This window comes from Brevundimonas sp. DW-iso22 (assembly GCF_058725425.1).
In genome coordinates this window covers 46,701-70,916 of the sequence record NZ_JBZXEB010000008.1, presented here as the reverse complement: position 1 = coordinate 70,916, position 24,216 = coordinate 46,701, and the positions used below count along the sequence as shown (strand labels likewise).

Annotated in this window: 30 protein-coding genes and 1 other RNA gene; 16 read left to right on the top strand and 15 right to left on the bottom strand. The window is 65.2% G+C overall.

Annotation, left to right across the window (positions count from 1 at the left end; translation table 11 throughout):
• Positions 1-69 precede the first annotated feature (69 nt).
• The 5 genes from AC4PRM_RS14150 to AC4PRM_RS14130 are packed head-to-tail and all read left to right on the top strand — an operon-like array spanning position 70 to position 3,123.
• A complete protein-coding gene (locus AC4PRM_RS14150) occupies positions 70-927 on the top strand; it encodes a thymidylate synthase (RefSeq protein WP_492040350.1) in 858 nt (285 codons plus the stop codon).
• On the top strand, positions 927-1,232 hold the full coding sequence (locus tag AC4PRM_RS14145) for a phosphoribosyl-ATP pyrophosphohydrolase (protein ID WP_492040349.1): 306 nt from the start codon (positions 927-929) through the stop codon (positions 1,230-1,232). Before AC4PRM_RS14150 ends, AC4PRM_RS14145 begins: the two co-directional genes overlap by 1 nt.
• On the top strand, positions 1,202-2,251 hold the full coding sequence (locus tag AC4PRM_RS14140) for a hypothetical protein (protein WP_492040348.1): 1,050 nt from the start codon (positions 1,202-1,204) through the stop codon (positions 2,249-2,251). Before AC4PRM_RS14145 ends, AC4PRM_RS14140 begins: the two co-directional genes overlap by 31 nt.
• 5 nt (positions 2,252-2,256) lie before the next feature.
• Positions 2,257-2,784: a dihydrofolate reductase gene (locus tag AC4PRM_RS14135; RefSeq protein ID WP_492040347.1), complete on the top strand. Its 528-nt coding sequence runs from the start codon at positions 2,257-2,259 to the stop codon at positions 2,782-2,784.
• A gap of 18 nt (positions 2,785-2,802) precedes the next feature.
• Positions 2,803-3,123, top strand: a complete 321-nt coding sequence (locus AC4PRM_RS14130) for a YbjQ family protein (RefSeq protein ID WP_487922339.1) — start codon at positions 2,803-2,805, stop codon at positions 3,121-3,123.
• On the opposite strand, the gene AC4PRM_RS14125 is transcribed toward AC4PRM_RS14130, so the two are convergent.
• The 7 genes from AC4PRM_RS14125 to AC4PRM_RS14095 form a co-directional block, all read right to left on the bottom strand.
• A complete protein-coding gene (locus AC4PRM_RS14125) occupies positions 3,090-3,863 on the bottom strand; it encodes a sterol desaturase family protein (protein WP_492040346.1) in 774 nt (257 codons plus the stop codon). The two genes, AC4PRM_RS14130 and AC4PRM_RS14125, sit on opposite strands and share 34 nt — an antisense overlap.
• Positions 3,864-3,961: 98 nt before the next feature.
• Entirely contained in the window at positions 3,962-5,059 is a 1,098-nt protein-coding gene (locus AC4PRM_RS14120; RefSeq protein WP_492040345.1) for an NADH:flavin oxidoreductase, read from the bottom strand.
• 99 nt (positions 5,060-5,158) lie between these two features.
• The gene (gene arsH / locus AC4PRM_RS14115; RefSeq protein WP_492040344.1) at positions 5,159-5,905 is read right to left on the bottom strand and encodes an arsenical resistance protein ArsH; all 747 of its coding nucleotides are present in this window, start codon (positions 5,903-5,905) and stop codon (positions 5,159-5,161) included.
• A complete protein-coding gene (gene arsB, locus AC4PRM_RS14110) occupies positions 5,902-6,984 on the bottom strand; it encodes an ACR3 family arsenite efflux transporter (protein WP_492040343.1) in 1,083 nt (360 codons plus the stop codon). Before arsB ends, arsH begins: the two co-directional genes overlap by 4 nt.
• Entirely contained in the window at positions 6,981-7,406 is a 426-nt protein-coding gene (gene arsC / locus AC4PRM_RS14105; protein ID WP_492040342.1) for an arsenate reductase (glutaredoxin), read from the bottom strand. Before arsC ends, arsB begins: the two co-directional genes overlap by 4 nt.
• Before the next feature lie 6 nt (positions 7,407-7,412).
• Positions 7,413-7,748, bottom strand: a complete 336-nt coding sequence (locus AC4PRM_RS14100) for an ArsR/SmtB family transcription factor (protein ID WP_373258125.1) — start codon at positions 7,746-7,748, stop codon at positions 7,413-7,415.
• A 47-nt stretch (positions 7,749-7,795) separates the two neighbouring features.
• Positions 7,796-8,869 carry an Mrp/NBP35 family ATP-binding protein gene (locus AC4PRM_RS14095; RefSeq protein ID WP_492040341.1) on the bottom strand — a complete coding sequence of 358 codons (1,074 nt, stop codon included), beginning with the start codon at positions 8,867-8,869 and terminating at the stop codon, positions 7,796-7,798.
• 86 nt (positions 8,870-8,955) lie between these two features.
• Between AC4PRM_RS14095 and miaA the strand changes: the two genes are divergently transcribed.
• The 4 genes from miaA to AC4PRM_RS14075 all read left to right on the top strand — a co-directional run bounded on the left by miaA (position 8,956) and on the right by AC4PRM_RS14075 (position 11,482).
• On the top strand, positions 8,956-9,831 hold the full coding sequence (gene miaA / locus AC4PRM_RS14090) for a tRNA (adenosine(37)-N6)-dimethylallyltransferase MiaA (RefSeq protein WP_492040340.1): 876 nt from the start codon (positions 8,956-8,958) through the stop codon (positions 9,829-9,831).
• A 239-nt stretch (positions 9,832-10,070) separates the two neighbouring features.
• Positions 10,071-10,433: a transfer-messenger RNA gene (gene ssrA, locus AC4PRM_RS14085) on the top strand.
• A gap of 70 nt (positions 10,434-10,503) precedes the next feature.
• On the top strand, positions 10,504-10,992 hold the full coding sequence (locus AC4PRM_RS14080; protein ID WP_373258128.1) for an SspB family protein: 489 nt from the start codon (positions 10,504-10,506) through the stop codon (positions 10,990-10,992).
• A gap of 94 nt (positions 10,993-11,086) precedes the next feature.
• Positions 11,087-11,482: a GFA family protein gene (locus AC4PRM_RS14075; RefSeq protein WP_492040339.1), complete on the top strand. Its 396-nt coding sequence runs from the start codon at positions 11,087-11,089 to the stop codon at positions 11,480-11,482.
• Here the strand turns inward: AC4PRM_RS14075 and AC4PRM_RS14070 are convergent.
• Entirely contained in the window at positions 11,467-11,841 is a 375-nt protein-coding gene (locus tag AC4PRM_RS14070; protein ID WP_492040338.1) for a RusA family crossover junction endodeoxyribonuclease, read from the bottom strand. The genes AC4PRM_RS14075 and AC4PRM_RS14070 overlap by 16 nt on opposite strands.
• A gap of 106 nt (positions 11,842-11,947) precedes the next feature.
• Between AC4PRM_RS14070 and fumC the strand changes: the two genes are divergently transcribed.
• Positions 11,948-13,339 carry a class II fumarate hydratase gene (gene fumC / locus AC4PRM_RS14065; RefSeq protein ID WP_492040337.1) on the top strand — a complete coding sequence of 464 codons (1,392 nt, stop codon included), beginning with the start codon at positions 11,948-11,950 and terminating at the stop codon, positions 13,337-13,339.
• Between the two features lie 57 nt (positions 13,340-13,396).
• Here fumC and AC4PRM_RS14060 read toward each other — a convergent pair whose 3' ends face one another.
• Together AC4PRM_RS14060 and AC4PRM_RS14055 are read right to left on the bottom strand one after the other, a co-directional pair.
• Positions 13,397-13,792 (bottom strand): YccF domain-containing protein, encoded by a 396-nt coding sequence (locus AC4PRM_RS14060; RefSeq protein ID WP_449497088.1) that lies wholly within the window; start codon positions 13,790-13,792, stop codon positions 13,397-13,399.
• A 100-nt stretch (positions 13,793-13,892) separates the two neighbouring features.
• Positions 13,893-14,129, bottom strand: a complete 237-nt coding sequence (locus AC4PRM_RS14055; RefSeq protein ID WP_292169512.1) for a DUF2171 domain-containing protein — start codon at positions 14,127-14,129, stop codon at positions 13,893-13,895.
• A 73-nt stretch (positions 14,130-14,202) separates the two neighbouring features.
• Here AC4PRM_RS14055 and AC4PRM_RS14050 point away from each other — a divergent pair, with 73 nt between their 5' ends.
• Entirely contained in the window at positions 14,203-14,379 is a 177-nt protein-coding gene (locus AC4PRM_RS14050) for a DUF4169 family protein (RefSeq protein ID WP_492040336.1), read from the top strand.
• On the opposite strand, the gene AC4PRM_RS14045 is transcribed toward AC4PRM_RS14050, so the two are convergent.
• Together AC4PRM_RS14045 and AC4PRM_RS14040 are read right to left on the bottom strand one after the other, a co-directional pair.
• Positions 14,376-15,317, bottom strand: a complete 942-nt coding sequence (locus AC4PRM_RS14045) for a DMT family transporter (protein ID WP_492040335.1) — start codon at positions 15,315-15,317, stop codon at positions 14,376-14,378. The two genes, AC4PRM_RS14050 and AC4PRM_RS14045, sit on opposite strands and share 4 nt — an antisense overlap.
• Before the next feature lie 89 nt (positions 15,318-15,406).
• Positions 15,407-16,162, bottom strand: coding sequence for a Coq4 family protein (locus tag AC4PRM_RS14040; RefSeq protein WP_492040334.1), 756 nt, complete (start codon positions 16,160-16,162; stop codon positions 15,407-15,409).
• 50 nt (positions 16,163-16,212) lie between these two features.
• Here AC4PRM_RS14040 and AC4PRM_RS14035 point away from each other — a divergent pair, with 50 nt between their 5' ends.
• Both AC4PRM_RS14035 and AC4PRM_RS14030 read left to right on the top strand, forming a co-directional pair.
• Entirely contained in the window at positions 16,213-16,713 is a 501-nt protein-coding gene (locus AC4PRM_RS14035; RefSeq protein ID WP_492040333.1) for a YbaY family lipoprotein, read from the top strand.
• Between the two features lie 10 nt (positions 16,714-16,723).
• Positions 16,724-16,948, top strand: coding sequence for a ribbon-helix-helix domain-containing protein (locus tag AC4PRM_RS14030; RefSeq protein ID WP_373258138.1), 225 nt, complete (start codon positions 16,724-16,726; stop codon positions 16,946-16,948).
• 24 nt (positions 16,949-16,972) lie between these two features.
• On the opposite strand, the gene AC4PRM_RS14025 is transcribed toward AC4PRM_RS14030, so the two are convergent.
• Together AC4PRM_RS14025 and AC4PRM_RS14020 are read right to left on the bottom strand one after the other, a co-directional pair.
• A complete protein-coding gene (locus AC4PRM_RS14025; protein WP_373258139.1) occupies positions 16,973-17,293 on the bottom strand; it encodes a hypothetical protein in 321 nt (106 codons plus the stop codon).
• A gap of 3 nt (positions 17,294-17,296) precedes the next feature.
• Positions 17,297-17,485, bottom strand: coding sequence for a hypothetical protein (locus AC4PRM_RS14020; protein ID WP_492040332.1), 189 nt, complete (start codon positions 17,483-17,485; stop codon positions 17,297-17,299).
• 87 nt (positions 17,486-17,572) lie between these two features.
• Here AC4PRM_RS14020 and AC4PRM_RS14015 point away from each other — a divergent pair, with 87 nt between their 5' ends.
• Positions 17,573-19,951 (top strand): ATP-dependent helicase, encoded by a 2,379-nt coding sequence (locus AC4PRM_RS14015; protein ID WP_492040331.1) that lies wholly within the window; start codon positions 17,573-17,575, stop codon positions 19,949-19,951.
• Here AC4PRM_RS14015 and AC4PRM_RS14010 read toward each other — a convergent pair whose 3' ends face one another.
• Positions 19,952-20,719, bottom strand: a complete 768-nt coding sequence (locus AC4PRM_RS14010; protein WP_492040330.1) for a hypothetical protein — start codon at positions 20,717-20,719, stop codon at positions 19,952-19,954.
• Positions 20,720-20,819: 100 nt separating this feature from the next.
• Between AC4PRM_RS14010 and AC4PRM_RS14005 the strand changes: the two genes are divergently transcribed.
• Positions 20,820-22,145: an O-antigen ligase family protein gene (locus tag AC4PRM_RS14005; protein WP_492040329.1), complete on the top strand. Its 1,326-nt coding sequence runs from the start codon at positions 20,820-20,822 to the stop codon at positions 22,143-22,145.
• Positions 22,111-24,216, top strand: a complete 2,106-nt coding sequence (gene parE, locus AC4PRM_RS14000; RefSeq protein WP_492040328.1) for a DNA topoisomerase IV subunit B — start codon at positions 22,111-22,113, stop codon at positions 24,214-24,216. Before AC4PRM_RS14005 ends, parE begins: the two co-directional genes overlap by 35 nt.

Genomic DNA, 24,216 nt, shown 5'->3' with positions numbered 1-24,216 from the left:
CACAGCCTGCAAAGGTCGAAACGGCGGATGTCGTTGGACGAACGACTGATTCGGCGACACTGTACTTCCATGAACGCCGCCGTCGCCCTTGCTGATATCCAAGCCCGTACCGGAGCGGCCCCCGCCGATCATCCGGAGTGGCAGTATCTGAATCTGCTGCGCGACATCCTGGACAATGGGGCGCGGCGTGACGACCGGACGGGCACGGGGACGCTGGGCGTATTCGGGCGCCAGATGCGGTTCGACCTATCCAAAGGCTTTCCGCTGCTGACCACCAAGAAGCTGCATCTGCGCTCCATCATCGTGGAGTTGCTGTGGTTTCTGCGCGGCGAGACCAATATCGGCTGGCTGAAGGACAACGGCGTCCGCATCTGGGACGAATGGGCGGATGCGCAGGGCGAGCTGGGCCCCGTTTATGGCAAGCAGTGGCGGTCCTGGACTGCGCCGGACGGCCGGGTGATCGACCAGATCGAAAAGCTGGTCCACGGGCTGAAGACCAATCCAAACAGCCGGCGCCACATCGTCACCGCCTGGAACCCGGCGGACGTGGACGACATGGCCCTGCCGCCCTGCCACTGCCTGTTCCAGTTCTTCGTCGCCGACGGGAAGCTGAGCTGCCAGCTGTATCAGCGCAGCGCCGACGTCTTCCTGGGCGTGCCGTTCAACATCGCCTCCTATGCGCTTCTGACCATGATGATCGCCCAGGTCGTGGGGCTGGAGCCGGGCGAGTTCGTCCACACCTTCGGGGACGCCCACCTGTATCTGAACCACGTCGAACAGGCCGAGACCCAGCTGAGCCGTGAACCTCTGGCCCTGCCGACCATGACCATTGCGCCGAAAACGGACCTGTTCGCCTATGCGCTGGAGGACTTCGTGCTCAGCGACTATGCCCCCTGGCCGCACATCAAGGCGCCGATCGCGGTCTGATGGCTGTTGACCTCAAGGCCTTGCAGGATGACGTCCTACGCATCTCCGACATCTATGCCGCCGAGCACGGGATCGACCGGTCCGGCGACTGGGCGCTGTTGAAGCTGCAGGAGGAGCTGGGCGAGCTGACGGCTGAACATCTGCGCGTCAGCGGGCGGGCGCGGGGTCAGGCGGATGCGCAGGCGCAGGGCGACGAGGCGGCTGATGTTCTGGGAATGTTGCTGATCTATTGCGACGGGGCGGGCATCGACCTCGAACAGGCCATGCAGCGGAAATGGCTGCACTGGCTGGAGGAGAAGACGTGACGGTCCGACAAGCCATTGCCGCCGTCACTGCCGCCCTTGGGCTCTCAATGGGCAGCGCACCCGTCAGCGCGCAGAACGTAAGAGCCGAAGTGATCACCGTGACGCCGCCGACCGGTTGGGTGCTTAGCGTTTGGCAGGGCGGGACCATTGAGGTCGGAGAGTTTACCCCGTCTGGTCAGACGGGCGCGGCGTTCGTCGATTTGCTGGGATATAGCGCTCTTCCCCTCACCGATGATTCGCCCGGGACCATAGAGGACTTGCGGGTCTTCGAGACCGAGTATGCCCCCAAGGAGTGCGAAGTTTCTGCGATGCAGGAACGTCAGGCCTCCGCAGGCTGGTTCGGGTTGGCTCGCGTCTGTATCGGACGACGCGACCTCCCAAGCGATCTTGCGGAGATGGAGTTTGCCGTCACTACGACGACCGAGCAGGCGGTGTATCGGGTCTGGCGCACCCGCCGAGTGCCATTTGCTCAGCTCGCCATCGAAGCTGGCGTTCCGGGCCTCTCGCCCGAAGACCTAGACGAAACCAAGTTCACTGTGATGGTCAACGCATTGGCCCCTCGCCTTGAGACTGATCTGGCGCAGCGCGAGGTCTGTGATTTGTCCCGCCCGGCGGAATGCGCCGCCTTCCCGAGGAGCCTCCCACCCGAGGCTGAATATCGCTTTGACGGCAAAACGTACGTCATAGGAGCTTGGGCCCCTGGCGAGAACCGGATCACGCGCGAGCGATTCCTCGAATTCTTCCGGGCGACCGACGACGGCACGCCCAGTCAGGTGATCGCACTTCTCGGCGCGGGCGACTTTGACTGGAACGACGCTGACGCTGTCGAGCGACTCCTGACCATGTTTGCATACGGCCGGGCTGCCGACGGCGCGGTGCTGGGAGTAACCGATCCCGAATCGCTACTCTCTCCGACCGAACGCGGCCATATCCGGGCCGTCGTAATCCAATCGCTCCGACGTCTGATAAGAGCCGAAACTTTGCCGTCCGGCATCATCATCGCCCTACCTGCCGAGTAAACGTCATGCCCCTTGCCCGTATCGCCCTGGTCGTCGCGCGGGGCCGCAATGGCGTGATCGGCCGCGACGGCGACCTGCCCTGGCGGTTGCGCAGCGATCTGCAGCGGTTCAAGGCCATCACCATGGGCAAGCCGTGCATCATGGGCCGCAAGACCTGGGAGAGCCTGCCGCTGAAGCCCCTGCCCGGGCGGTTGAACATCGTGCTGACGCGCGACGAGGCCTACGGCACCGATCAGTCGCCCAAGGGAGCACTGGTCTGCACCAGCCTGGACGAAGCGATCGAGATCGCGCGCGAACAAGCCGAGGATGACGGCGTGGACGAGATCTGCGTGATCGGCGGCACGGCCCTGTTTGAGGCCACCCTGCCCCGCGCCAAACGGCTGTACATCACCGAGGTCGATGCCTCGCCGGAGGGGGATGCGGTGTTTCCGGATTTCGATGCCGCAGCCTTCACGGAGACGTCGTCCGAGGCGCATGGTGCGGGCGAAAAGGACGACTACGACTTTATTTTCCGCGTTCTGGACCGGGCCTGACCCACAAGGAGAACCGCCATGCTGATCGTGACCACAAATGACGTGCCGGGCCACCGGATCGTGCGAACCTTGGGTCTGGCGCGAGGGATCACCGTCCGGTCACGCAATCTGGTGGCCGATGCCATCGGCGGCATCCAGTCCATGCTGGGCGGACGGGTCGAGGCCTATGTAAAACTGGCCGAGGCGTCGCGGGCCGAGGCCTATGCGCATCTGGTTGAGCAGGCGCAATCCATGGGGGCCAATGCCGTGGTGGCGATGCGCTATGAGTCCAACGAGATCATGGAAGGCGTGACCGAGGTGCTGGCTTACGGCACCGCCGTGGTGGTCGAGCCACTCTGAGGCGCTGTTTTCGACTGAACGTCCGGCATAGCATCCGTGCCGCACAGACGATCCCAGAAGCGCAGGTGAAGACCGAAGTTGGTCTTCATATGGGTGTGGTGCCGCCCATGATGAGTAGCCGTGATCAGATGTCGCCCCAGCGGCGAACGCACCCAGCGATCCGGCCACATCTCCCAGCCACAGTGGTTCATCACGGCGGTCACGGTCATCACCGTCAGCAGCAGGGCCACGACCCACAGGTTGACCGGGATCAGGAACACCATCAGCGGCAGAACCCAGGCGGTCAGGACCGCCTCGATCGGATCGAAGGCGAAGCTCGCGAAGGGGCTAGGCTCACGCGAGCGATGGTGCCCGGCATGGGCTATGGCGAACAGCTTCGGATGATGCAGCAGCCGGTGCGTCCAGTAATAGTGGGTGTCCTGCACGATCAGCAGCAGCAGGAAACTGACCGGCAGCCACCACAGGCCGTATTGCATCGGATCCAGATACATCCGCGTCCCGCCCGCCTTGAACGCCTCCAGCGCGATGGCCGCAGGCAAGGCAAAGATGGGGGTGGCGATCAGGGAGTAGCGGATTTCCTGAAGCATCAGACGGCGCGACGGACGCTCGCGGTTCAGCTGTCGCCCCAGGCCCCGCGCCCTGCCCCACTGCATCCACCACACCCCGCCCGCGATCAGCAGATAGCGCAGCCCGATGATCAGGCTGAGCCAGGCGGTGGTGATCAGAACGGCGAGGAACAAGGAAGGTTCTAGGTTCTAGGGGTCAGGTTTCAGGGAGGCTTGACGTCATCGACCTCGCCCGAACACTACCCTAGAACCTAACCCCTGAAACCTAGAACCTAGGTGAGCGTCGCCATCGCCGAGCGATCGAACGCCATCAGCTCGTCGTTACGACCCTCGCGGACCTTCTCGACCCAGCGCGGATCGGCCAGCAGGGCGCGGCCGACGGCGATCAGGTCGAACTCGTCGCGCTCCATCCGCTCGATCAGGCCGTCCAGCGAAGCCGGGTTCGAGCCCGCTCCGCCGAAGGCCGCGATGAACTCGCCATCCAGGCCAACGGAGCCGACCGAGATGGTCGGCTTCTTGGTGATGACCTTGGCCCAGCCAGCGAAGTTGAGGTCAGACCCCTCGAACTCCGGCTCCCAGAAGCGGCGCTGCGAGCAGTGGAAGACGTCGACGCCCGCGTCGGACAGGGGCAGCAGCCATTCGGCCATCTCGTCAGGACTCTGGGCGATCCTGGCGTCGTAGTCCTGCTGCTTCCACTGCGACAGGCGGATGATCAGGGGGATGTCAGGACCCAGACCCTCGCGCACGGCCTTGACGACCTCGACGCCGAAGCGGGCACGCTCCGCGATTGTCGGGCCGCCCCAGCGATCGCCCCGCGCATTCAGACCGGCCCAGTAGAACTGATCGATCAGATAGCCGTGCGCGGAATGGATTTCAGCGGCGTCGAAGCCCAGATCGCGGGCCGCACGGGCCGACCGACCGAAGGCGGCGATGGTGTCGGCGATGTCCTCTTCGGTCATGGCCTCATACTTCTGCTTGCCCGGGGCAACGAGACCGGAGGGGCTGTCGACCTGACCCAGCGGCTGCCAGTCCGCACCTTGGCCCCGAGCCGCGCCGACATGCCAGATCTGGGGCGCGATCAGGCCACCCGCGGCGTGAACCTCCTCGACCACATTCTTCCATTCCGGCAGAGCCTCGCCGTGAAACACCGGGACGGCGGCATCGTTACGGGCGGCAGGCCGTTCGACCACCGTGCCCTCGGTGATGATCAGGCCCACGCCGCCTTCGGCCCGCCTACGATAATAGGCGGCGACGTCGCTGGTCGGGATACCGCCCGGCGAGAAGGACCGGGTCATCGGGGCCATGACGATGCGGTTCGGCAAGGTCAGGTTCTTGACGGTAAACGGACGGAACAGGGTCTCGACGGACATCGCGGTCTCTTTGACAATCATCCCGGAGGAGCGGGACTGGAACCGCCAAGGTGGCGATTGAGGTTGCGTTTGAAAACCCTGTCGGTCGAAAATTATCCGCTATGAGCGCTTGATGGCGATGGCGGACAGGTCCGTCGAGGGATCGACCACCCTGCCCTCGGCCTTGCGCTCCGAATAGCGGTCAACAAGCACGCCAGCATGCGGCCTGGTCAGGACGGTAAACCGGACCAGTTCCTCCATCACATCGACGATGCGATCATAATAGGCCGAGGGCTTCATCCGACCGTCGTCGTCGAACTCCTGCCAGGCCTTGGCGACGCTGGACTGGTTCGGAATGGTGATCATCCGCATCCAGCGGCCCAACAGGCGCAGGGTGTTAACGGCGTTGAAGCTCTGCGAGCCACCCGAGACCTGCATCACCGCCAGGGTGCGCCCCTGGGTCGGCCGCATGCCACCCATGTTCAGCGGCAGGTGGTCGATCTGCAGCTTCATGATGCCGGAGACCTGGCCGTGCCGTTCCGGGCTGCACCAGACCATGCCCTCGGACCACATGGCGTGTTCCCGCAGCTCATGAACCGCCGGATGGTCGTCGCCCGCGACCTGATCGGTCAGGGGCAGGTCGGACGGATCGAAGATCCGGACCTCACAACCCATCAGACGCAGAAGACGGGCCGCCTCCTCGACACACAGGCGGGAAAACGACCGCTCGCGCAGGGAGCCGTACAGCAGCAGGATGCGCGGCGGCGAGGCATCCGGGCCGAGACCGTGACCGGGCTGGCGGTTCAGGAAGCCTGGATCCAGGGCGGGCAGATGGTCCGGATCGGGCAGATGACGCAGCCGGCTCATCCGCAGACCTCCTTTTTCGGGGCCGTGTCGGGGAAGTAGCGGCGACCCAGCCAGAGGGCGACGGAGACCAGCAGGATCAGCACCGGCACCTCGACCAGCGGCCCGATGACGGCGGCAAAGGCGACCGGCGAAGCCAGGCCGAAGGCGGCGATAGCGACGGCAATGGCCAGTTCGAAATTGTTGGACGCCGCCGTGAACGCCAGGGCCGTGGTGCGCGGATAATCGGTCTGGATCAGCCGCCCCATCAGAAAGCTGGCCACAAACATGACCAGAAAATAGATCGTCAGCGGAATGGCGATGCGCAGGGCATCCAGCGGCAGGGCGACCACTTCTCCACCCTTCAGACTGAACATGGCCGTGATGGTGAACAGCAGGGCGATCAGGGTCACCGGTCCGATGCGGGGCAGGAACCGGCTCTCGTACCAGTCGCCCCCCTTGCGGGCGATCAGCACGCGACGGGTCAGAAAGCCACCCAGGAATGGCAGACCCAGATAGATCAGGACCGCGATGGCGATCGTCCAGAAACCGACGTCCACCACGCTGCCCTCCAGCCCGAACAGCGGCGGCAGGACGGTCAGGAACAGCCAGGCATAGACGCTGAAGAAGGCAATCTGGAAGATCGAGTTGAAGGCCACCAGACCAGCCACATACTGATTGTCGCCACGCGCCAGCTGGTTCCAGACCAGGACCATGGCGATGCAGCGGGCCAGGCCGATCAGAATTACCCCGGTCATGTATTCCGGCTGGTCACGCAGAAAGATCACGGCCAGGGCGAACATCAGAACCGGGCCCAGAACCCAGTTTTGGAAGAGCGAGAGGGCCAGCACCCGTTTGTCGGCAAAGACCCGCGGCAGTTCCTCGTATTTCACCCGCGCGAGTGGCGGATACATCATCAGGATCAGGCCGATGGCAATGGGGATGTTGGTCGAGCCGACCGACAGGCTGTCGATCCAGCCCGGCAGGCCGGGCACCACCGTTCCTAAAAGAACGCCCAGCCCCATGGCCACGAAAATCCACAGCGTCAGCCAACGATCCAGAAACGACAGTCGGGCTGGCTTGGCGACGGCAACCTCGGTCATCCGCGAACCCGGCGTCCATCACAATCGACGACGACCTCGCCATCCTCCTTGGTGAAGGGCTTGAGCCCCTCAGCCGGGAGTAGATCCAGCACCACTTCCGACGGGCGGCACAGCTTTACCCCCAGCGGCGAAACCACCAGCGGCCGGTTCATCAGGATCGGATTCGCCTCGACGGCATCAAGCAACTGGTCGTCGGTGAGGGACGGCTCGTCCAGACCGAGCTCCGCATAGGGCGTGCCCTTCTCACGCAGGAGATCACGGACACTGCCGCCCATGCGCTGGACCAGCGACGCGACCAGGGCCCGGCTGGGCGGGGTCTTCAGGTATTCAATGACATGCGGCTCGATCCCGACGTGCCGGATCAGTGCCAGGGTGTTGCGCGACGTCCCGCAGGCAGGGTTGTGATAGATGACGACGTCCATGGGGCCTCAGGCGCAGCAGGGGGCCAGTTCGGCCATCAGGGGTTGGCACAGTTCCGACCGGCCCTCGCAGCAGTCCTTGACCAGGAACAGCACCAGATCGCTGAGTTGGCTCAGATCGGCGCGATAGACGATCGAACGGCTGTGACGCGTGGCCGTGACCAGACCGGCGCGAGACAGCACGCCGAGATGGGCCGACAAGGTATTAGCCGGGACCGCCAGACGATCCGCAATCTCGCCCGCCGCCAGACCCTCGGGCTCATGGCGCACCAGCAGGCGAAAAGTCTCGAGACGTGTCGATTGGCTGAGTGCCGCAAAACCAAGCAGGGCGGATTCGGTTTCCATAGTTCCATGATAGTGGAATTATGGATCGCTGCAAGACGAGATGGCCGTCAGTTCAGCGCTAGAGCCTCCCGGACGGCATCGGCGAAGGCCATAAACCGCAGGGCGACGTCGCCGTCCGGAGCGCTGACCACGACAGGTCGGCCCGCATCGCCACCCTCGCGTAAGCTGGCGTCCAGCGGCAGGTCGCCAAGGTAGGGGACGTCCAGACGACCCGCTTCGGCCTTCGCCCCTCCCCGCCCGAAGACGTCCCCGCTCATGTTCTCGATCAGGCCCAGAGTCGGCACCCCGACCTTCTGGAACAGCGCATGCGCCCGGCGGGCGTCGGCCAGGGCAACTTCCTGGGGTGTGGAAACGATGACGGCCCCGTCCAGCGGCGTCTTCTGGATCAGCGTCAGTTGCACGTCGCCAGTGCCGGGCGGCAGGTCGACGACCAGAACGTCCAGCGGCTTCTCGGCGGTGCCCCAGCGGGTCTGGGTCAGCATCTGGGTCAGGGCCTGGGCCGCCATAGGCCCGCGCCAGACCATGGCGTCCCCGGCCCCGGTCAGAAGACCGACGGACATTGCCTTCAGCCCGAACGCCTCATGCGGCTGCATCATGCCATCGTGGTACTCCGGCTTGCCGGAGATCCCCAGCATGGTCGGCAGCGACGGGCCGTATACGTCTGCATCCAGCAGGCCCACGCGCAAGCCCAGCGCCGACAGGGCCACCGCCAGATTGACCGCGACCGTGGACTTGCCCACGCCGCCCTTGCCGCTGGCGACGGCCAGGACGCGGCGGACATGAGCGGGCCGGTCGGTCGGGACGGGAGCCCTGGCGCGAGTCTGGTCCACCGCCTGGGGCGACAGGGAGGCGGTGCGCACCGGCTTGGTCGCGGGTGCCGTCTCGGCGGTCAGGATGACGGAGACACGGGCCATGCCGGGCAAGGCCTTCAGCGCAGCCTCGGCGGCGTCGCGGATCGGGGCGTACAGGGCGGTGTCGCCAGCCGGCACCTCCATCACGAAGCCCGCGCGATCGTCGGCGACGGTCAGCCCCTGCGCCAGTCCAGCCGCGACCAGCCCCTGCCCGGTCTTCGGGTCTAGGATGCCATCAAGGGTGGCGATGACGGTGTCGCGGTCGGGCAATGGCGCGGCCTCTGGAAAGAGCTTCGGGGTTGCGGGGCGTGTGCGGGCCTTCTATCGCCGAAAGCCCCCTCTCCGCGAGCGCCGATTTGTCCCGACCGCCCCTGATCGAACTGATCGCCGGACCGACCGCGTCCGGCAAGTCGGCCTTGGCCATGGCGCGGGCGCGCGAGATCGGGGCCGTCATCCTCAATGCCGACAGCCAGCAACTGTACGCCGATCTGCGCATCCTGACCGCCCGCCCCTTGGTCGAGGATGAAGCCGAGATCGAACATCGACTGTACGGCGTCGCCGATGCGGCGGACGCCTGGTCCGTCGGCCGCTGGAGCCGCGCTGTCATGCCGATCATGGCCGAACTGGCCGAGGCGGGGCGTCCGGTGCTTCTGGTCGGGGGGACGGGGCTGTATTTCGCCGCCTTAACGAAGGGGTTGGCGGATATTCCCGATGTGCCTGTCGAGGTCCGCGATACCGCCGAGCAGGCGTTCGATGCCGAGGGCGAGGCCGCATTCCGCAGTCGGCTGTCGACCTTGGACCCGCAAGCGGCACAGCGGATCGAGACGGGCGACCGTCAACGCCTGATCCGGGCCATGTCCGTAGCCGAGCACACCGGCCGCGCCCTAAGCAAATGGTCCGCCGACACGACGCCTCTGCTCGCCCCGGGATCATGGACCGGCATGGTGGTCGAACCAGACCGGTCAGCGCTCTATGCCCGGTGCGATCGTCGCGTGGAGAGCATGATCCAACACGGGGCGCTGGACGAGGTCCAGGCTCTGCTATGGCGTAACCTCGCCCCCACCCTGCCCGCCATGAAGGCGGTGGGTGTCCGAGAACTTTCGGCGCATCTGAGCGACTCGGTCAGCCTGGATGACGCCATCGCGGCCACACAGCAGGCCACACGCAACTATGCCAAGCGCCAACTGACCTGGTTCCGGAACCAGACGGCAGATTGGGCACGTGCGACCTGATCGGTGAACCACCGCGCCGGCCGGCCGTTGTTGGGTCATGGACCCGCATGACATTCAGGACCGGGGTCTTTTCCCCGAAGACCCCGCCGATCCGGCATCAGCTCTCACGCCTGATGCTAGCCTGTGTCCCGAATGCGAGGGACGCGGTACTCTGACGTCAGGTGATACCTGTCCCGTTTGCGAAGGAAGTGGCAAGGCTACAGGCCGCACAGGCGGCGGCTGACGCGAGACTCGCGTTGCCCCTTTGAACCGGGCCACGGATGCCCTATATTGATCGAGCCGGGGCTTGCTCCGGATATGGCGATAAACGCGCTTGTAATAAGCGGACCGGACCCGGGTGCGATTCCCGGCGGCTCCACCATTTTCTCCCGCGTATCGGCGGAAGGTATGGGGCCGACTAGCATCGACGGACGTGTAAAGAAGACTGCTTTCGCTCGTCCTGGCCCACCGTATCGGGCCATTTTCTAACTGCGAACGATAACTTCGCTGGGGAATACGCTGTCGCCGCGTAATGCGGTTCCGGTAATTCCAACTTAAGTCCTGGGGGTTCAGATCCTCAGGCGGGGCCTGTCAGGGAGCCTGCCAACAGAATCCCTGGCACTATTTCCTTCGTCGCCATCTTTCGCCCGTCGCGCGGCCCCGCTACACCTCGCGCGAACACGAGAGCGATCCATGGCCGAAGAGACGCCCCCCGTCGACGAAATGCATTACGACGCCCTGGCGCAGGATGCCCTGCGTGGGGTGATCCGGCTTGCGCTGGAACGGGCCGCCATGCCCGAGGGGATCCCCGGCGCGCACCACTTCTACATCACCTTCAAGACCCGCGCGGCAGGCGTCAGCGTGCCGCCTGACGTTCTGGCCAAATACCCCGAAGAAATGACCGTTGTGCTCCAGCATCAGTACTGGGACCTGACGGTCGAGCCGACCCGGTTCTCGGTCATGCTCAAGTTCGGCGGCATGCCCAAGGTCCTGTCCATGCCCTATACGGCCGTGACACGGTTCTACGACCCCTCCGTCCAGTTCCTGCTTCAGTTCGAGGAGCCGGTTACGGTGGACGAGATCGTACAGGAGATCGAGGCCGCCGAGCCCGCCAAATCTCCCGCGCCAAGCGACGACGACGGCCCCAAGGTCGTTTCACTGGACCAGTTCCGCAAGAAATAGTCGTCCCGACTTCGCGCCGCTCGCCGTCCTGTTCGCATTTGACAAAACCCGTCATTCGCAGCAAGAACATATCAGGAACTTGCGGGAGGGTTTCATGCTGACCGGCGGCTGCCATTGCGGCGCAATCCGATACGAAACGGCTGATCAGGCCGTCCACCACACCCTGTGCCATTGCACCGATTGTCGCAAATGCGCGGGTGCCCCGGCGGTGGCCTGGGCGCTGGCCCCTGCCGATCAGGTCATCATCACGGGTGAACCGGTCTGGTACGCCTCGTCCACCGACGGGCGACGCGGCTTCTGCGGGCGATGCGGGACGGGCCTGTTCTATACGAACGAGGCCATCTTTCCGGGCCAGATTGACGTGCAGAGCGCCACGCTGGACGACCCCGAGGCGATCCCTTTGCAAGCGCAGATCCAGACGGCGGAGGCCATAGGCTGGATGTCTGACCTGCACCGCCTGCCCGCCTTCGAGCGCTATCCCGCTGACTGACCGGCGTCTCTGCGCGGGAATGACCGGATCGTGATCCGTTCCCGCTCGCCCTGGCGGCGCTCGACCAGCAGGCGCGCCACCTGGCTGTCGTCGTGGAACAGATAGCCCTTGATGGCGTCCAGCAGGGCCTTGGCCAGATTGTCCAGGTCCATCCACGGCGGATCGCCGATGTGTTCCATCAGGATTTCGACCGTGTAGTCGCCATAGGACGGCCGCGACGACCACTCCTTGCGCATGAACTCATAGACCAGCGGCTTGTAGTATTTGGCCTGGGTCGTCAGGCCCTCGATGGTGATCTCGACGACGTCGCCGACCTCACGGGCGCGAACCTTGCCGGTGCCGATCCAGCCGGCGGTCATGCCATGGCCTCTGGTCGCATGATGGCCGCTCCGTCCTTGCCCCTTCGCGCCTCCGTGCTACACCGCCGCGCATTCCTCCGCCACGTCTGAGAGAGCCGTTCGCGCCATGACTGATTACCGCACCGAGACCGATACCTTTGGCCCGATCGAGGTCGCCTCGGATCGCTATTGGGGCGCTCAGGCGCAGCGCAGCCTCGGCAACTTCAAGATCGGCTGGGAAAAACAGCCTCTGCCGATCGTGCGCGCGCTGGGCATCGTTAAGCGGGCGGCAGCCGAGACCAACATGGCCCTGGGCCGGCTTGATCCGGCCATCGGCAACGCCATCGTCCGCGCCGCCGACGAGGTCATCGAGGGCAAGCTGGACGACCACTTCCCGCTGGTGGTCTGGCAGACGGGCTCGGGCACCCAGTCGAACATGAATGCCAATGAGGTGATCTCGAACCGGGCGATCGAGATGCTGGGTGGCGAGATGGGATCGAAGAAGCCGGTCCACCCCAACGACCACGTCAACATGAGCCAGTCGTCCAACGACACCTATCCCACGGCCATGCACGTCGCCTGCGCAGAGGAGGTCGTCCACCGTCTGCTGCCGGCCCTTCAGACCCTGCACAACGCCCTGAACGACAAGGCGCAGGCCTGGAAGGACATCATCAAGATCGGCCGCACGCACACCCAGGACGCCACGCCCCTGACGCTGGGCCAGGAGTTCTCCGGTTATGTTCAGCAGGTCGCCAAGGGCATCGAGCGGATCGAGAGCACCCTGCCCGACCTGATGCAACTGGCCCAGGGCGGCACCGCGGTCGGCACCGGACTGAACGCGCCAGTCGGGTTCGCCGAAGGGGTTGCGGACAAGATCGCCCAGATCACCGGCCTCAAATTTACCACGGCTCCCAACAAGTTCGAGGCGCTCGCCGCCCACGACGCGATGGTCATGAGCCACGGCGCGATCAACACGGTCGCTGCCTCGCTGTTCAAGATCGCCAACGACATCCGCTTTCTGGGCTCCGGCCCCCGCTCGGGCTTGGGTGAGTTGGCCCTGCCCGAGAACGAGCCAGGGTCGTCGATCATGCCGGGCAAGGTCAATCCGACCCAGTGCGAGGCCCTGACCCAGGTCTGCGTCCAGGTGTTCGGCAACCACGCGGCGATCACCTTCGCGGGCTCGCAGGGCCATTTCGAGCTGAACGTCTTCAACCCGGTTATGGCGTACAACTTCCTGCAGTCGGTGCGGCTGATGGCCGACGCGGCGGTCAGCTTCACCGAGAACTGCGTCGTCGGCATCGAGCCCCGGATCGACAACATCGAGCGCGGCCTCAACAACTCGCTGATGCTGGTCACCGCCCTGAACGGCAAGCTAGGCTACGACGCCTGCGCCAAGATCGCCAAGACCGCGCACAAGAACGGCACGACCCTGCGCGAAGAGGCCGTCGGCGGCGGCTATCTGACCGACGCCGAGTTCGACGAGGCCGTGCGCCCCGAGAAGATGATCTCGCCGGGTTGAGGCCGCCACCACGGGGACATCATCATGTCGGCCTGGTCCACAGGCCGGCATCTTGATTCAAGGCTTGTCGCGGATCGTGCGTCCGATCGGGGCCAGTGCCAGCTTGGCCAGTTCCAGATCCTTCAACGCGAACGGGATGCCGATGATGGTGATCGCCTCGGCCACCGCGATCAGCACATGGGCCAAGGCGATGTACCAGCCCGCGAACACGAACCAGATGACATTTAGGCCGATGCCGAAACAGCCGGCACCCAAGGCCGTCGCGTCCGGTTCGCGCCACACTACTTCACGCCCGAACGGCCAGAAGGAATAGCTGGCGATCCGCCAGGCGGCGAAAGTCCACGGCAGGCCGACGATGGTCAGGGCCAGCACTGCGCCGCCAAAGAGCCACAGGAGGCCTGCGGCCCAGCCGCCCAAGATGAACCACAGGACATTCAGGATCAGACGGATCAACTTGGTTGGTCTCCCTGCACCCGGACGGTGCCTTTCTCAAATAGGCAAAGGCCCCGCCGATATCAGCGGGGCCTTCGTGAATTCGCGGTAAGCCTGCGGCCTAGTGGGGCTTTTCAGTCCAGCGCGACTTGGCCTCGTCCTTGGTCAGGTTCAGGTGGACATGCTCGTCCACGCGCTCGACCCAGCTGACCGGGATCATGTGGTGTTTGAAGCCACCGGCCAGGTCCAGCTTAGCCAGTTCGATCTGGTCGCCCAGCACGTGATCCACACGACCGACGTGTTCGCCGTCCGAACCAACGACTTCGAGGTGTTCCTTGATCAGGGTGGGGTCTACCATGGGGAGGTCTCCTGTTGCGGTGTCCCTCAAAAATGCATGCCGCACGGGACGGTTTCGTATGGCAGAGGTCGGCATGGGCGAGATCATCAACCTGAACCGGGCGCGCAAGATGCGGGCCAAGGCGGCGCAGGCCGAGACTGCCTCGGTCAACCGCTCGGCCTTCGGGCAGACCAAGGCCGAGCGGCAAAAAGCCCAGGCGGAGAAGGATCGCATCCAGGCCGTTCTGGATGGCGCGAAACGCGAGGACTAGGCGGCAGACACCTTGGGCGCGCGGATCAACAGAACCTGACCGCCCAGGACCAGCACCAGCCCAACCAGCGCAGGCCAGCCGAAGCGGGCATCCTCGAACAGCACGGACACCAGCATGGCGATCGGCGGCGTCAGGGCCGAGATATAGCTGGCCAGGGCATAGCCGCGGGCGCGCGCGATGGTGAAATACAGGCCGAACGCAATCACCGAGCCGAACACCGATAGATACAGCAGCGAACCGATGTAGCTGAGCGACGGCTCTATCGACCATTCGACGCCCGTGGCCAGGCCGTACAGCGCCAGCACCCCAGTCCCGTAGGCCATCGCCCAAGCGGTGGACGGGATAACGGCCGCCCCCGCCGCCTGACCCCTGAACGCGAACAGATTGCCGAAGGCCGAGGCCGCAACCGCCAGCAGCGCGAAGCCGACGCCGGTCGCGGCCCCCTGCCCCAGCCCGGCCCCCAAGATCTCGGATCCCGACAGCACGCCGACGCCGACCACGCCCAGCAAGGCCCCACCCCACGACGCCAGTGCCGCGCGCTGCCCGGCGGCTATGCGGAACAGGATCAGGTTGATGAAGGCCAGCGACGCAAAGATCACCGCCACGATGGCCGACGCGATCAGCCCCTCGGCCGCATAGGTGAAGCTGTAGCTGATGGAGAAGGCAAACACGCCCTGGGCAGCGACCGCCAGGTGCTGGGCGCGGGTCAGTCGCAGCGGCTGGCGAAAGATCAGACAGCCCAGGAACAGCAGGATCGCCGCCAGGCCGAACCGCCAGACGATTGAGGCCAGGGGCGCGACCGTGCCCAGCTGCAGCGTGATCGCATACCAGGTCGTCCCCCAGATCAGGGCGCAGATGCCTACGCCGCCGATCGCCAGCACGGCGGGCGACAGGATGCGGCGGGTGACGGCTGCGGAAGACGGTTCAGGGCTTTGCACCGGGCCCGATTGAACGGTTGCCGGTCAGGACGCAAGCGGGTTCGACATGCCCTGCCACAAGTCGGACTTATGGCCGCCGGAAGTCGCGATCAGGCCCCCAGCTTCAAGCTCCCCCGCACCTCGGCAGGCACGGCGTGATACACGCTGGCGGGCCGGATGTTCAGACGTGCGCGTGCGACCTCCAGCGGCTGGGCGAACAGCGCCTCGTAATCGAGGCCCGGCAGCCAGTTCGCCGCCTTGCCGTTGCGATAGGCCTGCCAGACCGCGCGGCGGGCGGGCACCGACTTCACCTCGCGCTGGATTTCCCGCGCCGCGCCCCAGCCGATGAAGGCAAAGCCCAGATTTCGCGTCTGGGCATAGGAGAACGCGACCACACAGGCCTCGCCCAGTGCATCAGTCTCATAGCCGGTCAGCACGTGCCAGATATCGTGCACGTCACGAATGCGGCGCGAATACCAGACGACGGGATGCTGGGCATCGATCTGGGGCCCGATCTTGCGAGCCTCGTCGGCCAGACCTTCAGCGGTAAAGCCGCGTTCTTCGCGGAAGGCACGATAGCTGGCTCCGACCGTACCGAGCTCGAACCGGGCCAGCCAGACCGGGTCGTCCAGCTTGTGCGCCAGTTCCTCGGCCAGATACGCCTGCCGCCCGCCCTCCTGGGTCTTGAGCATGTGGTTGTAGCCGCGTGCCAGGGACCGGCCGGACAGGGCGCGCATGATCTCGAACACCTGAGCGGTGTCCTCCTTGTCGGCCACCAGCTTGCGGAAGGCGCGCAAGGCCGTCAGCGGCTCGATCCGCTGAGGCTGGAGGCGCGTATAGGTGTCGAAGTCGGCGGTCGCGGTCATGGGCGGTCCTGTGACGAAGCACAGGCACCCTAGCGCGAAAACCCCAAGGGGTGAACGCTGATCATATGATGACGGTGGGGCCAGTCGGCGCGATCTGCTACACTCATGCCAGCCACAAGGAGACCGAGATGCGCCACATCCTGACCGCCCTGCCCCTGGCCGTCGTGCTGGCAGGCTGTTCGACTATGCCGGAGGCCGGAGCCAATGCCGGGATCGGCATGGTTCCAATCGCCGTCTCAGTCACCTATCGCGAGCGGATCCTGCTGCCGCCGGGCCATCGTCTGAGTGTGCGTCTGGAAGACGTCAGCCTGGCCGATGCCCCTTCGCGGATGATGGCAGAGGCGGCGCAAGACCTCGGTGGCCGCGGCCCGCCTTATGCCGTCACCTTGTCCGTGCAGGAGGCAGACATCGACCCGCGCCACACCTATGCGGTGCGCGCTGAAATCCGAGATCCCGCGGGAGCCCTGAGGTTCACGACCGACACGCGCCACGCCGTCCTGACCCAGGGTGCCGCGTCCCGCGCTGACATCGTTCTGGTCGGGGTCAGGTGAGGCCTGGATAGTGAGCGGATTGACCAAGCGGTCGGTGTCCCTGTCCGGACACGCCACCTCCGTCGCGCTGGAGCCGGCCTTCTGGACCGTGCTCGACGAAATCGCCAAGGCTCTGGGCCTGTCGCACGCCGGCCTGATGAAACGGATCGATGAGACGCGGGGGCGAACCCCACTGGCCTCGGCCTGTCGCCTGCTGGCCCTAGCCTGGGCCAGCGGTGACCGATCGTTCCACTGACGCGAAACGACCGGACGTAGTCGCTTAGTTAGACGGTGCCGGGTTCGGCTGAGGCACCGAGGGCGGTTCAATGTTCGGCAGTTCCGGCATCTCCGGAGCCGCCGGAAGCTCCGGCAGGTTCACGTCGACGTCGACATTGGTGTCCTCGGCCTGACCGCCGAAGCCGCCGTTCGAATAGACGATGAAGCCGATGACCAGAGCCGCGACGACCAGTCCGCCGACGATGAAGGCCAGCACGCCGCCGCCGCCACTGCGACGCTCGGGTGCCGGGGCCGTATTCACGGTGGTGTGGTGGACCACTTCGGGCCGGTCCTGCGGATCGATCGGACGATTAGGATCAGTCATGGCTCAGTTCCCGGGTGTTGCGGGTGCCGAAACTTCCGGCAGGTTCACGTCGACATTGACGTCCTTGGTCTCGCCGCCCATGCCGCCGCCCCGTCCGAAGACGAACCAGGCGACGATCGCCACGACGACCAGAAGCCCCCCAACGATGAAGGCCAGACCAGCGTTGCCGCCGCCACTCGTATTCTCGGCCATGTGTAGTGTCCCTTCCCTTTTGCAGATGCTGCCGAAACGACGGTCAGGCTTGGCGGTTCCGGATGCGGATGAAACACCGGCGCTGACATGTGGCCTCGTGCCCCTTATGTTCCCCTGATGAGTCTCCCCGATATCCCTGCCCCACGCATCTCAGACCTGGCCCGTTCGCGAGGGCCGGGCGGCGTCGAGGCACCCGCCGTCGATTATCTGAAGGGTCTGAACCCCGAACAGCGTGACGCCGTGCTGACCGTCGACGGACCCGTTCTGGTGCTGGCCGGCGCGGGTACCGGCAAGACGCGGGTGCTGACGACGCGCCTGGCGCACATCCTTGCGACCGGCCGGGCGCGGCCGTGGGAGCTACTGGTCGTCACCTTCACCAACAAGGCGGCGCGCGAGATGCGCGAGCGGATCACCCACCTGATCGGCCCGTCGTCGGAGGGTCTGCGCTGGCTCGGCACCTTCCACAGCGTGGCGGCCCAAATTCTGAGGCGGCATGCCGAACTGGTCGGACTGAAATCCAGCTTCACCATCCTGGACACCGACGATCAGGAGCGGGTCTGCAAACAGGTGCTGGAGGCCGAAGGGCTGGACACCAAACGCTGGACGCCCAAGTCCCTGTCCGGCCTGATCGACCACTGGAAGAACCGCGGCTGGACGCCCGACAAACTGCCGCCGTCAGAGGATTTCGCCAACGGCAAGGGTCAGGCGCTGTATGCCGCCTATCAGGCCCGTCTGGTCAGTCTGAACGCCTGCGATTTCGGCGACCTGTTGCTTCACAACCTGACGATCCTGTCCAAACACGCGGATATCGCTGAGGAATATCGTCGTCGGTTCCGCTACATCCTGGTCGACGAATATCAGGACACCAATGTCGCCCAGTATCTGTGGCTGAGGCTCCTCACCTCCTCCACCGGCAACGTCTGCTGCGTCGGCGACGACGACCAGTCCATCTATGGCTGGCGCGGGGCCGAGGTGGACAACATCCTGCGCTTCGAGCGCGACTTTCCCGGAGCCAAGGTCGTAAGACTGGAGCGTAACTATCGCTCGACCAAGCATATTCTGGGCGCGGCCTCGGGCCTGATCGCGGGCAACCGCGATCGTCTGGGCAAGACCCTGTGGACCGAGGACGAGGGCGGCGACAAGGTGCGCGTGCGCGGCGTCTGGGACGGCGAGGCCGAGGCCCGATTGATCGCCGACGAGATCGAGACGGCCCGGCGCGCGGGAGTGGCCTACAAGGACATGGCGGTCCTGGTACGCGCCTCCTTCCAGATGCGGGCCTTCGAGGAACGGTTCGTCCTGCTGGCCGTGCCCTATCAGGTGATCGGCGGACCGCGCTTCTTCGAACGGGCCGAAATCCGCGACGCCCACGCCTATCTGCGGCTGATCGTCAGCGAAGACGACGACCTGGCCTTCGAGCGGATTGTCAATGTGCCCAAGCGCGGCATCGGCGACACCAGTGTGCAGAAGATCCTGCAGATCGCCCGCCTGTCCGGCGTCTCGGCCATGGCGGCAGTGCGCGATCTGATCGGATCGGACGAGCTTCAGGCGCGGACGCGGACGGCGCTCAGCAACTTCATACGCGACATCGACCGCTGGCGCGGCTTCGCCCAGACCCTGCCCCACTGGGAGCTGACGGAAACCCTATTGGAGGAGAGCGGCTATACCGACATGCAGAAGGCCGATCGCGCGACCGGGCAGACGCGGCTGGATAACCTCAAGGAACTGACGCAGTCGATGCAGCAGTTCGAGACGCTGCAAGCCTATCTGGAGCATGTCTCGCTGGTCATGGATCTGGATCGCGGCGATGCCGATGCGGACGGCTCCGGGTCGGTGCAGATCATGACCCTGCACGGAGCCAAGGGGTTGGAGTTCCCGCTGGTCTTCCTGCCGGGCTGGGAGGAAGGCGTCTTCCCCAGCCAGCGCAGCATCGATGAAAAAGGGGAAAAGGGTTTGGAGGAGGAACGCCGCCTCGCCTACGTCGGCGTCACCCGGGCAAAGTCGGACGCGCGCATTTCCTTCGCGGCGAACCGGCTGGTCTACGGCCGCTGGACCTCGCAACTGCCCAGCCGCTTCGTCGACGAACTGCCCATCGACCACGTCGAGGCCGAGAGCGACACCGGCTATTATGGCACCATGCCCGGCATGAAGGACGCCAAGTCCCGCTGGGACGAGATGCCCAGTTTCGGCAGCGGCTATTCCTCCCCTGGCTGGAAGCGCGCCCAGTCTTTCACTGCCGCTCAGACTCCGGCCGCCCGCCCTGCCCGCCACACCGTCATTGAGGGCGAAGGCCGCCTTGTCGCCACCGCCGACCCCAAGGCCGCCTCCGGCTGGACCCGCGGCCAGCGCGTCTTCCACCAGAAATTCGGCTACGGCTCCGTCCGCGCCATCGAAGGCAACAAACTGGTCGTGGCGTTTGAAAAGGCCGGGGAGAAGAAGGTAATCGATACGTTTGTGGAGAAAGCCTGATCAGGCGGACGCGCGAAGTCCCTGCAATAGGCTCGGGTTTCTTCTGAGATATTTGACCGCTTGCCGCCGCAATCCCTCGATTTCCGGCTTCAGATAATGCGCTACCTCACCGTCGCCGCCGCGCAGTTCGCAAAAAACAGCCAACGCAAAGGCCCAGCTTCGCGGTGAGAGATAGCCCGAAGATCGGCTGCGCCAGCCCTGGCCGAATGCGTCGCCATGTTGCTCAAAGCTGAAGCAGGAGTTGGCACCGAAAACGCCAAAGCCCACGAAGGCCACCGTCAGGTCGGTCATGAGCTCGTGGGTTTCGTCCTCAACAAGATCAGCTTCCGAGGCCAGCAGATAGTGCGCCAGTTCGTGGGCGAATGTCGCCACCAGCCCGGTGGGGTCGTCCAAGAGCTCTGGTGCATAGGAGATAACGACATTGCCGCCCGGTTCGATTCGAAATGTACCGTTTGGTGTCTCATCGCCACCAAGGTGAACGAACTCGGAAACTTGCTGACCCGACCTTCGACGTCCTTGAGGCTCGAGACTGCAGGGCCAGTCCGAAAGCCCCATGATACCCTTCACACACTCAAAGATATGTTCGGCCTTCGCATGACCGGTAGCTTCTGTAGGCGGGAAGTATTGCCTGGTCGGGAGCACAAGCGGCGTATCAGCGATCGCGACATTGTCGACATAGCGTTCAATCAGCATTGCCCACACGTCGAGGTGCCACGCCTCGATGTCCGGATCCAGAAAGCTGCGAGCGCCGAACAAGGCAGAAAGCATTAGTTGTCTCTCTGAAACCGGAGGTCGGACCCTCACCAACCGTTCGTTAAGGCCGTTCAACGACCCTGCATCGGTGCGCTTGTCTCGTCCAGATCACAGTTTGATCGAACCCGCCCCCGCCTGGTGGGAGTATCTGACGTGCGGGCTGATCATCGCCATGCTGACCGGTGCCCTGATCGGTCCCGTTTTCGCACCCCTGCAGGAAGAGACGCCGGTGCTGCGGCTGGTCTGGTTGCCCGCCTATGCGGCGATCGCCGTGCTGGCGGTGGCGCGGCTGGATCGGGTTTGGCGGGCCTGGCCGGCGGCAATCCTGGTCGGTGCGATCGTGGGGCTGTGCTTCGCTTCCAAATACTGGTCGATCGACTATCACACGACCGACCGGAGGGTGATCGCCCTGGCCATCAGCGGAGTTTTCGCCCTGTATCTGGGCTCCGCGTTCCGGGGGCCGCACCTGCCGCGCCTGCTGATGTACACGACGCTGGTCATGGCGGCGGGCAGTCTGGTGATGATCTTCGCCTTCCCCGCCATCGGCGTGCACCAGCTTGAGAATGCCGGCCTGTGGCGCGGCCTCTGGTACGAGAAGAACCAGATGGGAGCGGTGATGGTCATCGGGGCCACGGCCTCGGCCGCTTGTCTGGCCTCGCCCGATCCGCGCAAGCTGTTGCCACTGGCCGCCTTGATCCTGTCCTCAGCCTTGGTATTGGCGACCCAGTCCAAGACCTCGCTACTGTGCCTGGTGGTCGGGGTTGGTTTGGTCGGGGGGTTCTGGGCCATGCGCAAGGGCGGCCCTGCGTTTGCGGTCTTCGCCGTCTGGATAGCCGTCGTACTGAGCGGCCTGGGCTTGTGGATCTGGGACACCCACTCCGTCGAGGTGCTGGAGGCGTTGGGCAAGGACCCGTCCCTGACCGGGCGCACCGACATCTGGGCCAGCCTGATGCGCCGCGTCGCCGAGCGACCGATGACCGGCTACGGTTACGGGGCCTTCTGGGGCCGGATCGGCGAATCGCCGCCCGCCGACTGGGTGCGTCAGGAGACCGGCTGGCTGGTGCCCTCGGCGCACAACGGCTGGATCGATCTGCTGGTCCAGCTGGGCTGGCCCGGGGCTATTCTCGTCGGCTTCTGCCTGGCGCTGACGACCGTCATTCTGATTTTCCGCTCTGGTGCCTCTGGCATGCGCGAGGGCTGGTGGGGCTTGGGCTTCATGGTCGCCTTCGTCGTACTGAGCCTTTCGGAAAGCATCCTTGTGACCCACCAAAACCTGCCCTGGGTGCTGTTCATGGCGGTGATGACGCGCGCGATGCTGCCGTCGTCCACAGGTGCGACCGTGCCGCTTGCCGTAAAGCGTCGCCGGGCCTACCAGACCCGTCCCCGAATCGCCGCACAGTATGCAGATGGGCCAGTCCAGCAACCTTCCTTCCCTGTTTGACGACATCCCCGAGCCGAAAGGCCCGGCGACGCCACCTGCCCCGACGCCGGAACCCGCCCTGACGCCCCAGGCCGCCGCGCCGCGTCCGGAACCGGTGCCTGCCGCTGCACCCAAGCAAGAACCCTCGGCCCCGCCCGTGCCCGGCAGCTATTCCGCCAGCTCTATCGAAGTGCTCGAGGGGCTGGAGCCGGTCCGCAAACGCCCCGGCATGTATATCGGCGGCACAGACGAGCGTGCCCTGCACCACCTGTTCGCCGAGGTCTTGGACAACGCCATGGACGAGGCCGTGGCCCGCCATGCCAAGCTGATCACCGTTGATCTCGACGCAGACGGCGTCCTTTCCGTCCGCGATGACGGACGTGGCATTCCGGTCGATCCGCACCCGAAACACCCCGGCAAGTCGGCGCTGGAAGTCGTGATGACCGTGCTGCACTCGGGCGGCAAATTCTCGGGCAAGGCCTATGAGACCTCCGGCGGCCTGCACGGCGTCGGCGTCTCGGTCGTCAACGCCCTGAGCGACCGGCTGGACGTCACCGTCTGGCGCGACGGTTCTGAGTGGAAGCAGTCGTTCAGCCGCGGCCTGCCACAAGGGCCGATCCAGCAGATCGGGCCATCCAAGAAGCGCGGCACCCTGATCCGCTTCCACCCGGACGAAGAAATCTTCGGCGTCGGCGCGGCCTTCAAGCCTGCGCGCCTGTTCCGCATGACCCGGTCCAAGGCCTATCTGTTCCGGGGCGTCGAGATCAAATGGACCTGCGCGCCGGAGCGAATCACGGACGCCACGCCCGCCGAGGCCACACTGCACTTCCCCGGCGGTCTGGCCGACGCCCTGGCCGAGCGGATCGGCGAGCTGGAAACCGTCACTCCCGCCTTTGCCGGACGGGTCGAGCGCAAAGGCGAGACCGGGGCCATCGAATGGGCCGTGACCTGGTCGCCCATCGGCTTCGGAGAGGCCGACGGCTTCGTCCAGTCCTATTGCAACACCGTCTCCACGCCCGACGGCGGCACCCACGAAGCGGGTTTCCGCGCCGCGCTGGTCAAGGGGCTGAAGGCTTACGGCGAACTGACCAACGAGAAGCGCGCGGTTCAGATCACGGCCGAGGACGTCATCGCCAATGCCGGGGCGCTGATCAGCGTCTTCATCCGCAATCCTGAATTCCAGGGCCAGACCAAGGACCGTCTGTCCTCGCCCGAGGGCCAGCGGCTGGTCGAACAGTTGCTGCGCGATCCGCTGGATCACTGGCTGACCGAGAGCCCCAAACAGGCCAACCTGCTGCTGGGCTTTGTCATCGACCGGGCGGAAGACCGCCTGCGCCGTCGCAAGGACAAGGAGGTCCAGCGCGCCCAGGCCACGCGCAAGCTGCGCCTGCCCGGCAAGCTGTCGGATTGTTCTCGCCAGTCGGCCAACGGCACCGAGCTGTTCATCGTCGAGGGCGATTCGGCCGGGGGCTCGGCCAAACAGGCGCGGGACCGCACCACCCAGGCCATTCTGCCGCTGCGCGGCAAGATCCTGAACGTCGCCTCGGCGACGGCGGACAAGCTGCGGGCCAATATCGAACTGTCGGACCTGGCGCTGGCGCTGGGCGTCCAGCCGGGCAACCGCTTCAACATCGACGACCTGCGCTATGAGCGGATCGTCATCATGACCGACGCCGACGTGGACGGGGCCCATATCGCGGCGCTGCTGATCACCTTCTTCTATCGCTCGATGCCCGAGGCCGTGCGGCAGGGCCGCGTCTATATGGCACTGCCGCCGCTGTACCGGATTCAGGCCGGTCCGTTGTCGGAATACGCGCGCGACGACGCCCATCGCGACGAACTTCTCGCCACTGTCTTCAAGGGCAAGAAGACCGAGATCGGCCGCTTCAAGGGCCTAGGCGAGATGATGGCTTCCCAGCTCAAGGAAACCACCATGGATCCGAAGAAGCGCACCCTGGCCCGCGTCACCCTGCCTGCGTCCGAAGACGAGATCGAGGATCTGGTCGAGCGCCTGATGGGCAAGAAGGCCGACGCCCGCTACCAGTTCATTCAGGAAAACGCGAAGTTCGCGGTGGCCGATCTAGACGTCTAG